Source organism: Thermoleptolyngbya sp. M55_K2018_002 (genome assembly GCF_015295965.1).
GTDB lineage: Bacteria > Cyanobacteriota > Cyanobacteriia > Elainellales > Elainellaceae > Thermoleptolyngbya > Thermoleptolyngbya sichuanensis.
The window spans coordinates 1-10,687 of sequence record NZ_DVEA01000137.1; the positions used below are offsets into that span (position 1 = coordinate 1).

The 10,687-nt window shown below is 55.4% G+C and carries 9 protein-coding genes; 6 read left to right on the top strand and 3 right to left on the bottom strand.

What is annotated here, in order from left to right; genetic code table 11:
• The coding region (locus IGS51_RS06605; protein WP_297077355.1) for a GDYXXLXY domain-containing protein at positions 1-376 on the bottom strand (376 nt) is incomplete at its 3' end.
• 128 nt (positions 377-504) lie between these two features.
• Positions 505-1,980, bottom strand: a complete 1,476-nt coding sequence (locus IGS51_RS06610; protein WP_297077357.1) for a DUF2157 domain-containing protein — start codon at positions 1,978-1,980, stop codon at positions 505-507.
• 351 nt (positions 1,981-2,331) lie between these two features.
• Between IGS51_RS06610 and IGS51_RS06615 the strand changes: the two genes are divergently transcribed.
• Both IGS51_RS06615 and IGS51_RS06620 read left to right on the top strand, forming a co-directional pair.
• Complete coding sequence (locus IGS51_RS06615) at positions 2,332-3,696, top strand: FAD-binding oxidoreductase (RefSeq protein ID WP_297077358.1); 1,365 nt, start codon at positions 2,332-2,334, stop codon at positions 3,694-3,696.
• A gap of 102 nt (positions 3,697-3,798) precedes the next feature.
• Positions 3,799-4,011 (top strand): hypothetical protein, encoded by a 213-nt coding sequence (locus IGS51_RS06620; RefSeq protein WP_297077360.1) that lies wholly within the window; start codon positions 3,799-3,801, stop codon positions 4,009-4,011.
• A gap of 123 nt (positions 4,012-4,134) precedes the next feature.
• Here IGS51_RS06620 and IGS51_RS06625 read toward each other — a convergent pair whose 3' ends face one another.
• Positions 4,135-4,800, bottom strand: coding sequence for a sugar transferase (locus IGS51_RS06625; RefSeq protein ID WP_297077368.1), 666 nt, complete (start codon positions 4,798-4,800; stop codon positions 4,135-4,137).
• Positions 4,801-6,030: 1,230 nt separating this feature from the next.
• Between IGS51_RS06625 and IGS51_RS06630 the strand changes: the two genes are divergently transcribed.
• The 4 genes from IGS51_RS06630 to ffh all read left to right on the top strand — a co-directional run.
• Positions 6,031-6,396 carry a lipopolysaccharide assembly protein LapA domain-containing protein gene (locus IGS51_RS06630; RefSeq protein WP_172353785.1) on the top strand — a complete coding sequence of 122 codons (366 nt, stop codon included), beginning with the start codon at positions 6,031-6,033 and terminating at the stop codon, positions 6,394-6,396.
• Positions 6,397-6,565: 169 nt separating this feature from the next.
• Positions 6,566-7,411: a segregation/condensation protein A gene (locus IGS51_RS06635; RefSeq protein WP_297077362.1), complete on the top strand. Its 846-nt coding sequence runs from the start codon at positions 6,566-6,568 to the stop codon at positions 7,409-7,411.
• Between the two features lie 396 nt (positions 7,412-7,807).
• Positions 7,808-8,974: an NDP-sugar synthase gene (locus IGS51_RS06640; protein WP_297077364.1), complete on the top strand. Its 1,167-nt coding sequence runs from the start codon at positions 7,808-7,810 to the stop codon at positions 8,972-8,974.
• Positions 8,975-9,283: 309 nt separating this feature from the next.
• A partial coding sequence (gene ffh, locus IGS51_RS06645; RefSeq protein ID WP_297077366.1) for a signal recognition particle protein occupies positions 9,284-10,687 on the top strand: 1,404 nt, incomplete at its 3' end.

A 10,687-nucleotide genomic window follows, 5' to 3' on the forward strand; every position in this document is an offset into this window, starting at 1 on the left:
GAGCCGCAAAGCGCGATTGCCGCTGCTGTGTCGCTGCCTCAAACGCCCTCCAGCCCGGCAGTTTCTCCAGTTCACCCGGCTGGGAAATGTCGTAGCCCAGCGTCACATAATAGCCACGCAGGGGATGATACGGGTCAACAGGCCCCGTCTGCAAAATCACGGTCTGTCCCGTTGCCTGGGTATAGGTGGCTTGCAGGGGAATCACCAAAATCAGCGCCGCCTGAATCGCCAGGGGCAGCCAGAATCGCCAGCGGGCAGCCGGGGCAGGGGCGAGGGGGGGCGGCGGAGCGGGCGGGAGGGGATGCTGCGGAGTGGGTACGCTCGGGGGAGTGGGGACGAGGGGGTGACGGTTGGAGGGACGAGATTCGGAATTCATAGGACGCTCGACAAGGAAAAGCTAGAGAACATCGAAATCAGGCCGCGAAATCGGGCAACGAAATCAAGCAACCGCTGCACGAATCCTGCCCTGGCTGGATTTGAAGCGAGAGGCACACCTAAAACCCGCTAAACTGTTTCTTCCTGAGAGGCGGGGGTGAGCGTGGCGGCGGGGGCGAGGGTGCGGACGTGGCGCTCGAACCAAAGTCCGACAAATAGCACAGCCAGCCCGCAGAGGACGAAGACGGCAGACTTCAGCAGCAGCCCGGTTTCGTATTCCAACATGCGGCTGATGATTTGCAGAACCAGCATCACCATGCCGTACCAAAACAGGCTGCGGCTGCCCTGGGCGAGTCCCTGCCGGATAAAGGCGGCCGACAGGAGGAACAACAGCACATTAAACAGATAGGTGGCGATCGCCTGAATGGGCGCAACGCCCCAGTGCCAGAGCGGAATCAGCCCCACAGCCAGCAAGAAAACCAGCATCACTGCGTCGTGCTGCGACAGTCCCCAGCGTTGCCCCCGGTGGCGCGGATAGGCCAGGTAGAACCAGCCGATGAGCATCAGCGCAGTGTAGACAAACAGGTTGGGGTTCAGCAGCAAATCGCCGCTATGGCTGAGCAAAATCCGAAGCTGCTGGGAAAAGCTGGGCTGGTCGGAAAGGGGAGTCCAAATGCTGCGAAACGAAAATCCGTAGCAGGTTGCCGTGAGGAAAATCAGGGCGATCGCCTGGGCAACGGGACGAAATGGACGAGTTAACGGCAGCGGCGCGTTTCTCAGTCGCCACCATAGCGCGTCGTCGTAGCTCCATAGCAGGGCTAGGGGCAGGGTGCAGGCGATCGCCACCAAAAAGCCAGGAGTCGCAGGGCCGCTGAACTGGTTCCCCACATCCGCCAGGGTGACGAGCAGCGCCGAAATCGTGGCGATCGCCCCCAGCGCAAAAATCACCTTCGAGCGACACTGATAGGCCAGCAGCGTAAACAGTCCACCCGCCACCAGCGGCATCAGGTTCATCAGGCCATTCAAGCCTGAGAGCGCTTGCATCTGGGTGGCTTCCCACATCCCCGACCAATAGCCCACGCCCATTAGCAAAATGGATAGCAGCGCGAGCGATCGCAGCCGCAGCCCAAACGCCATCGCCAGCACGCCCAAGCCCCACACCAGGCACAGTTCATAAAACGCGCCGCTGCGGTGAAACAACTGCCCCGCCAGCGCCAGGTTTGCCCCCAGCACCAGCGCCCCCAGCAGCAGCAGTCCGTGTCCCAGGCGGTGCTGCCAGCGTTCGCGTCCGTGTAGTTTGGGTCGCCGCCACAGGTAAAAGCCCGCTGTATTGGCGGCAACGAACAGGCTAAACAACAGCGCCATTTTGCCTATGCGGGGAATCGCCTGCCAGTTTGCCGCGACGAAGGTAATCACCCCCAGCCCCAGCAAAATGCAGCCTAGCCCCAGCAAAATAACCACGAAGCGATCGCGTGCGCCCGTCTCCAGCGCATCAAAGTCATACTGTGCGGCCAGTTGCTCATACTGGCCCGGCTCAATTAGCCCGTCAATCCGCCACTGCTCGGCTTCGCGCCGGAGTTGCCGCCGAAATTGTTCGCTTGCCATAGGAATTATCCTGCTGTGGGTTGATGCAACGTTTGCATTCATACCATCGGTGTCGCATAAATCTCCCGGAAAGGTCTAGACCGCTATGCCAGAACCTAAAGCGTACTGAAAGAGAGCGCCATTCTCTAATTAGCGCAACCTGATTGGCAATCAGCGCAAACTGATCCGCAGAAACTAATCCGCAGAAATTAATCCGCAGAAATTAATCCGCACAAATCTGTAGCCCACTTCACCCAACCGCAGGTTGCAATCTAGCTAGATTAAGACCACAGTAAGTAAAGAATTTTTAATTAACTGGGCGATCGCCCCACTGGATAAATCTAAGCGGGCAAATCTCAAGGAGGATTTTGAATGACGCTGACCGCACCGCGCACCATCGATTGGGATGCCATTGCCTCAGAACTAGCGGGGATAGAGGTGATTCGCGATGCCGCGCAAGTCGCCAAGCTGTCTAAGGACTATTACACCTACAGTCCGATCCTGCGGCCGCTGCTGGATGACAAAGTGGCGGATCTGGTGGTGCGGCCTGTCAGCGAGGCAGAGGTCTTGCAGGTGGCTCAGGTCTGCGTTCGGCATCGCATTCCGCTGACCGTGCGCGGTGCTGGCACAGGCAACTACGGTCAGTGTGTGCCGCTTGAAGGGGGTGTCATTCTAGATCTGACCCGGATGCAGAGCGTGAAATGGGTCAAGCCAGGGCTAGCCTGTGTGGAGCCGGGCGCAAAGCTGGTCAATATCGACAAGCAAACGCGAGAACTGGGCTGGGAGATTCGTATGGCTCCCTCCACCTACCGCACAGCGACGATTGGCGGCTTTATTGGCGGCGGCAGCGGCGGCATTGGCTCGGTGACCTATGGGCAATTGCGCGATCGCGGCAATCTCCACGCCGTGCGTGTGGTGACGATGGAAGACACGCCCCGCGTCATCGAGCTGCGGGGGGACGAGGTGCAAAAGGTGAACCATGCTTACGGCACTAACGGCATCATCACCGAACTCGAAATTCCCCTCGCGCCCGCCTATCCCTGGGCCGAGCTAATTATTACCTTTGATGACTTTATGACCGCTGCCCGCTTTGGTCAGGCGCTCAGCGATTCCGACGGCATCACCAAAAAGCTCGTCACCGTCTTTGCCCATCCAGTCCCGACCTACTTCGCCGCCCTGCGAAACAGTATTCCCGACGGCAAGCACTGCGCCTTTGTAATGGTGGCAGAACCCAGCCTGGAGCCGTTTGCCGATTTAGTAAAGGAGTTTGGCGGCGCAGTGTGCTATCAAAAATCTGCCCAGGAAGCCAGCAAGGGCACGCTGCTGATGGAATTCACCTGGAACCACACGACGCTCCATGCCCGCAGCGTTGACCCAACTCTGACCTACTTGCAAACGCTGTTTCCGGCTGACAAACAGCTCACGCTCCTTGAGCATATGTATCACCATTTTGGCGATGAGGTGATGATGCACCTAGAGTTTCTGCGGACGGGCGGCACGGCAGTTCCGGCAGCGCTCCAGTTGGTACGCTACTCTACCCCAGAGCGGCTGAGGGAGATTATCCAGTATCACGAAGAGCAGGGCGCGTTTATCGCCAATCCCCACACCTACATCCTGGAGGACGGCGGACGTAAAAGTATCGATCCAGTGCAGCTTGCTTTTAAAGAGCAGATAGACCCCTATGGACTGCTGAATCCAGGTAAGATGCGGGCCTGGTTGGAGCGCGGGTCGCTGTGAGCGTCGTTCGGAGCATGATGTTTCTAGAACGCTATCGCTCACACTGGAGGCTGCTGAGGGTCGAGACCGATTGTGTCGGTGCGGAGGTAGAACAATGGTCTTATGAGCAACTCGATTCGGGATGCTGAAGATCAACCCCTGATCGAGCGACAGCTTGAAACAGCAAAAGTCACGTTTCAAATCGATCGCTACGATCGCCTCCCCAATCAAGATCTGTGCATTTGTATAGATGCGAAAAGTACACTGCCGACGTGGCTTGGAATTAAGCCGTCTTATCGCTTTTTCAAGCGACAAGATGGATCAGTCTATTACTAGCTATCACTAAAAGGGTTCTCCCAAGCCCAAACCCTTCCTTCATGGCAAAACGTCTCCCGGAGTCGCAGGATAGCCTGCTGCCTCAGAAGACGTTAACCCAGCGTAAGGGCAAGAGAGAACTGCTTAGCAAGCACCACTCTTGTTAAGCACAGCCTGGATCGTCTTAAGAATGAGCTGGATATCATAGCCCACAGACCACTTTTTCTGATAGGCCAGATCCATCTTGACGATTTCTTCAAAGTCTTTGACGGTAGAGCGCCCGTTTGCCTGCCATTCTCCCGTGATTCCGGGCTTCACAGCGAGGCGCTGGAAGTGGTGAGGACTGTACTTCGATACTTCATCCTGGGTGGGGGGACGAGTTCCTACCAGGCTCATCTGTCCCATCAGGACATTCCAAAACTGGGGCAGTTCGTCGAGGCTGGTTCGGCGGAGAAATCGTCCGACGCGGGTAATTCTGGGGTCTTTTTCGTTCTTAAAAATGAGTCCTTGTGCTTCGTTCTTAACCAGGTGCTTGACCTTATCGGCATCGACGACCATTGAGCGGAACTTCCAGATGCGGAAAAACTGACCGTTGAGTCCGCAGCGGATTTGGCTGTAGAAGATGGGCCCGGGGTCATCTACCCAGATGGCGATCGCCACTGGAATCAGGATTGCGCCTGTAATCGCCAGCCCCACCAGTGCGCCCAGAACATCAATCAAGCGCTTTGCCTTACTGGTCACCGAGGGATGCACTTCCTTCAATTCGGCTCGTCGCTCAGCGATTTGCATCAGTCTTGAGGAGTAGTTCATGACGGAAGAAGGTTGGCTGGAGGTGACTATCACGGTTTGCTTGCGCTCCTTCACGGTGAGTGGACTGGACAAGGAGAATGATTTGAGGATTCATCAGTTCTGGTTAGATCCTGATACCTATGCTATGAAGTCGCCCCCAAGCCTGGATAGAACCGTATGCCAAGGTTGCCCGAAGCTTTAATTTGTTCGAGACTTTTTTAAAGTTCCGGTAGGGAAGCAACGTATCAGGTTCTGCCCACAAAGATCGGAACGTTTTGTCATACGAAACAGTCCCCGAAATGCCGTTTGTTTCGGGGTTTGCTCAGTAAATACTGAACAGATGTGACTTTTTCTTGCTACTCGAATAAACTCCTTAATACTGAGGAGAATATTCCTGTTCTCAGTGATTCGATCAGGACAACCGTGGATTTTCTGAAGCTATCTTCTGGGGCATTTTGGGGTCTTGAAATCGCAGATTAAATGAACAATTGCAAGAGCAGCCCTAGTCAGCGCGATCGCCCAGTCAATGTTGATGCAGGTCTGGATGATGCAGGTCTGCCAGTCTATATCAGGGAGACATTATTAGGGAGACATTATTAGGGAGACATACAAACAGAGACGCTCGACTCGCTGACCCCGACTCAAGCGGTTCAGGGAAAAAAAGACCAGTCTATACCCTGTGGCTGTTTGTAGCGCTTCTTGTAGATCCTCGATCGGTACACCCTTACGTGGATAGGTGATATCCAAACACGCTATCTCAGTATTCGTGAAACGACGTTGTGATCCGGAGGGCGGCTGACCTTTTACACTTAAAGTTCTCTTTTTCTCAGTAGAAATTCTGAGAGCGGTTCTTGCTTGCCCCTACCTGGGTCGGAACAATTTGTTCTTCAACCCAGGCGCTTTAGCCCAAGCTTTAGCCCAGGCTTTAGCCCGATTAGTAGGGGCGATCGCCAAAGCAGGTATAGATTGCCAGCGCCCTCAAGCGCCAGCAGGATCAAGTGCCAAGGCGGCCTAGTCTTCGTTTGCCTGATAAACCGCAAGGCGTTCGCAGACACAGCCCCGTTTGCTGGCAACCTGTAATCAAATCTTGCTCTAAGCCTTGCGCTAAAAGTCCTTTAGGATGGGCATCCCAGACAACAGGTGACCTCTGGCAGGACAGATCAGCCAGGCTCCGAACTCCATCTGTCGCAAGAAAGTTTGTAAGATTGTTGGGTGTCTGCTGTGTGAGTGAAAGATTGAGGGACAACATCCATGCGCCAAATCAACTTTGTCGTCATCTTTGTGATTTGTCTGGCCCTAGTGCTGTTTGGCATCGAAAATACTGAGCCTGCGGTCATTCATGTGGTGGAGGGGCTAGATCTTCAGGCTCCGCTGTCGATCGAGCTTTTGCTGGCAATGGGCATTGGCGCAGTCTTGGCTTGGGTCTTTAGCGTGTGGAATCAAATTCAAAATTTGCTGGAGTCCGGGCGCGAGTTGCGGCAGCGCGATGTGCGGATTCAGGAATTGGAACAGGACATCCAGCGCTACAAGGTGGAGTTGGAAGAACAGCAGCGCCTGCTACCCGCTTCGCAGCCTGCCCCTCAAGACGTGGAAGTGACCGAGGTCTTTGCCAAGTAGGTGTCTTCGCTGGCGCAGGAATAGCCGCAGGGTCAATCGCATGGTCAACATTGCCAGTCTGTGGGTGCCGCTATTATTGCTGGGTCTGATTGGGTTGATGGCTGGTTATTTCGTCTACATTAGTACCCAATAGAGATGAGTCCTTAGGGAAACTGGGGCTGCCTGGCAAATGGCTCTTTCGCTAGCGCAAAATGCGATCGCCCTGCTGATCGACCTGTCTGAACGGGGCGAAATTGACCCGTGGGATGTCAAGGTTATCGACGTTATTGACCGATTTCTCAGCCAGCTTAAGCCCTTGCAAGCGGTGGAGGCCGGCCGTGCCCCCTATGAGGCTGACTTGTCCGAGTCGGGTCAGGCATTTCTCTATGCTTCTATGCTGGTGCTGCTCAAGGCTGACACACTCGCCCGCACCACTCAAGACGAAGCGCCCTCAGAAGACGAGTTTCTGGAAGAATCTGACGGGACGGTGGGTGCGCCCTTGCCCCTCAGCCTAGAGCGGCGGTTGCGGCGGAGAGCGGTGGCCCGACCGATGCAAAGTCGCCAGGTGACGCTGCAAGAGCTGATTTCTCAGCTAGAGATGATGGCGGCGGCGGTGTCCGATCCCCGACCTCGACAGCGCGTTCGTCGTCCCCGTCCTCAGTCGCGTAGTCAGGCAGTGCGCGTCATTACCCAACTGGCTCACCAGGAAAACCTGTCTGAGATTGCCGCTGCGCTGGAGCAGTTTTTGCAAGAGCATTGGGACGCGATGAGCCAGGGTGATGAGTGGATGGAGTTTGAGCAGTTGCTAGAACTGTGGGTCGCGTCGGACGCAGCAGCAGAAACCCGACAAGAGGGACACCATGCAACGCCTCAGGGCGATCGCGTGGGGGTGTTTTGGGCGCTCCTTTATCTCTCTGCCCAATCTAAGGTAGAACTGCTCCAGGAAGAGTTCTATCGGGATTTGCGGGTACGGAGTCTGGCAGAATCTGAGACGGATTCCCTGGAAAACTCTGCTGTGTCCAACTTGCTGGATTAGCTGCTGTGTCCAACTTGCTGGATTAGATAGAGGGAGGCTAGGGTATGGAAGGGGTTTCGTTCCGTCACGGTTTCGTTCCGTCACGACTGAATCAATTTCTGAATTGGTCTAGTGGGTTTAGAAATTGGTTTAGACCACGCATAGTCTCAGGAGGAGTCATTTCAGGATGAGCGCGGCTAGAACCGGTTTCTGTGAAGGGATACTCAAGGCTTAACTAGAGTTTCTTCCAACCTGTTTTGCTGGCAAAGATTCTGTGAATTCCGTAGCTGCTGCTCGGGCCGATTCCTAAAATCAGGGAACACTAGGTTAGATTACGTAGAGTTAACTTTCTTCTGTCTGTAGTAAATCATTCCACACCAATCCAAGCAAATTGCCCCAAAGGTTAGAGCAAACGCTATGAAAGCCATGATCCTCGCTGCTGGTAAGGGAACTCGTGTGCGTCCCATCACCTACACGATTCCCAAGCCGATGATTCCCATTCTGCAAAAGCCCGTGATGGAGTTCCTGCTAGAGCTGCTGCGGCAGCACGGCTTCGATGAAATCATGGTGAACGTGAGTCACCTGGCTTACGAAATCGAGAGCTATTTCCGCGATGGACAGCGCTTTGGCGTGCAAATTGCCTATTCCTTTGAAGGGCGGATTGTGGATGGTCAACTCGAAGGTCAGGCTATCGGTTCTGCGGGCGGGATGCGGAAGATTCAGGACTTTGCGCCGTTTTTTGACGATACGTTCGTGGTGCTGTGTGGTGATGCGCTGATCGACCTGAATTTGACCGAGGCGGTGCGCTGGCATCGAGAAAAGAGGGCGATCGCCACCATTATTATGAAAGACGTGCCCCGCGAAGAGGTGTCGAGCTATGGGGTCGTGGTGACGGACGAGTCGGGCCGCATCCAAACCTTCCAAGAAAAGCCCTCGGTCGAAGAAGCCCTCAGCACCACAATCAACACCGGGATTTATATATTTGAGCCAGAAATTTTCGACTACATTCCTTCCGGTGTGGAATATGACATTGGCAGTGAGCTATTCCCCAAGTTGGTTGAAAAGGGCGCACCCTTCTACGGCATTTCGATGGATTTTGAGTGGGTGGATATTGGCAAAGTGCCTGACTACTGGCACGCTATTCGCAGCGTGTTGCGGGGCGAAGTCAAGAATGTCGAAATTCCCGGACGAGAAGTGCGCCCCGGCATCTATACGGGCATCAATGTTGCAGTGAATTGGGACAAGGTAGACATCCAGGGCCCGGTATACATTGGCGGCATGACCAAGATCGAGGACGGCGCACGCATTGTCGGCCCGTCGATGATTGGCCCAAACTGCCACATTTGCAGCGGCGCAACGGTTGATAACAGCGTGATTTTTGAATATTCGCGCCTGGGGCCGGGCGTGCGCTTGGTCGATAAGCTCGTGTTTGGTCGCTATTGCGTAGACAAGACAGGCGCATCCATTGATGTGCAGGCGGCCGCGCTCGACTGGCTGATCGCCGACACACGGGGCGACATTCCTGCCGAAACGCCAATCGAGCATCAGGCGATTACGGAACTGCTGAGCGCTGAGACTCGGTAGATCAGCAGACTTGTGGGGCGATCGCGCGTCTTCGGCAAACCAAAAGGGCGATCGCGCTGACACGGCTCCCATACTGCTCACACAGGCTCACATAATCTGTAAATAATCTGTAAATCGCACGAAATCAAACGAATTAGGCGGGACGTTCTGGTATGGAGCGTCTCGCTTGCTCTATTCCGCTTTCGGTATCCCGCTTTTTGTGTACACGCCCAATAACGCTAGGATAGAGATCCAAAAGACTTAACATCGCCAGTCACAAATCCACCTCCAATTCACCCCTGATTTCACTTACGATTCATACGATTCACTATGTTTGAAGCCCTAGCCGATCGCCTTGAAGGAGCCTGGAAAAAACTTCGCGGCCAAGACAAAATCTCCGAAGCTAATATCCAAGAGGCCTTGCGCGAAGTGCGGCGGGCCCTGCTGGAGGCAGACGTAAACCTCCAGGTGGTGAAAGATTTCGTCGCGGAGGTGCAGGAAAAGGCGCTGGGGGCTGAGGTTATTTCTGGCGTTCGTCCCGACCAGCAGTTCATCAAAATCGTCCATGACCAGCTTGTAGAGGTCATGGGAGAAACCAACGTTCCCCTCGCCGAGGCGGAGCCTGCGCCGACCATCGTGCTGATGGCGGGTCTTCAGGGTACGGGTAAAACGACGGCTACAGCAAAGCTGGCGCTGCATCTCCGCAAGCAGAATCGCAGCACGCTGCTGGTGGCGACGGACGTGTATCGTCCCGCTGCGATCGACCAGCTCATTACGCTGGGTAAGCAGATCAACGTGCCTGTGTTTGAGCTAGGCACGGATGCTAACCCGGTAGAAATTGCTCGACAGGGCGTTGCCAAAGCCAGAGAAGACGGCATTAACACAGTCATCATCGACACGGCAGGTCGCCTGCAAATCGATGAGGACATGATGGACGAGCTAGCACAGATCAAAGACACCGTGCAGCCCCATGAAGTGCTGCTGGTGGTAGACGCGATGACAGGGCAAGAGGCGGCAAGCCTCACCCGCACGTTTCACGACCGCATCGGCATTACGGGCGCAATTTTGACCAAGCTAGATGGCGACACGCGGGGCGGCGCGGCCCTGTCAGTACGGCAGATCTCGGGGCAGCCGATCAAGTTTGTGGGCGTGGGCGAAAAGGTGGAAGCGCTCCAGCCGTTCTATCCCGACCGGATGGCATCCCGCATTTTGGGTATGGGCGACGTGCTGACGTTGGTTGAAAAAGCCCAGGAAGAAGTCGATATCGCCGAAGCCGAAAAGCTGCAAGAGAAAATCCTCAATGCCCAGTTTGACTTTGACGACTTTTTGAAGCAGACTCGCTTGCTGAAAGCAATGGGGTCGCTGGGCGGCATCATGAAAATGATCCCCGGCTTGAACAAGATTTCGAGCGAACAGCTAGAGCGGGGCGAGGTGCAGCTCAAGCGGGCAGAGGCAATGATCAACTCTATGACCCGCGAGGAGCGCAAAAACCCGGATTTGCTGTCCAGTTCGCCCAGCCGTCGCCGCCGCATCGCCAAGGGTGCAGGCTATGGACTAGACGACGTGAGCAAGCTGGTCAGCGACTTCCAAAAGATGCGATCGCTCATGCAGCAAATGGGCCAGGGACAGATGCCGGGGATGGGACTGCCGGGGATGGGCGGTGGCGGCCTCTTTGGTGGGGGCGCTCCTGCGATGGGCGGCCCGCGCAACGCCCAACCTCCCGGCTGGCGCGGC

Excerpts from the sequence above, each read along its gene's own strand:
- IGS51_RS06610 (WP_297077357.1), bottom strand. The coding sequence starts at position 1,980 with ATGGCAAGCGAACAATTTCGGCGGCAACTCCGGCGCGAAGCCGAGCAG.
- IGS51_RS06615 (WP_297077358.1), top strand. The coding sequence starts at position 2,332 with ATGACGCTGACCGCACCGCGCACCATCGATTGGGATGCCATTGCCTCA.
- IGS51_RS06620 (WP_297077360.1), top strand. The coding sequence starts at position 3,799 with ATGAGCAACTCGATTCGGGATGCTGAAGATCAACCCCTGATCGAGCGA.
- IGS51_RS06625 (WP_297077368.1), bottom strand. The coding sequence starts at position 4,800 with ATGAACTACTCCTCAAGACTGATGCAAATCGCTGAGCGACGAGCCGAA.
- IGS51_RS06630 (WP_172353785.1), top strand. The coding sequence starts at position 6,031 with ATGCGCCAAATCAACTTTGTCGTCATCTTTGTGATTTGTCTGGCCCTA.
- IGS51_RS06635 (WP_297077362.1), top strand. The coding sequence starts at position 6,566 with ATGGCTCTTTCGCTAGCGCAAAATGCGATCGCCCTGCTGATCGACCTG.
- IGS51_RS06640 (WP_297077364.1), top strand. The coding sequence starts at position 7,808 with ATGAAAGCCATGATCCTCGCTGCTGGTAAGGGAACTCGTGTGCGTCCC.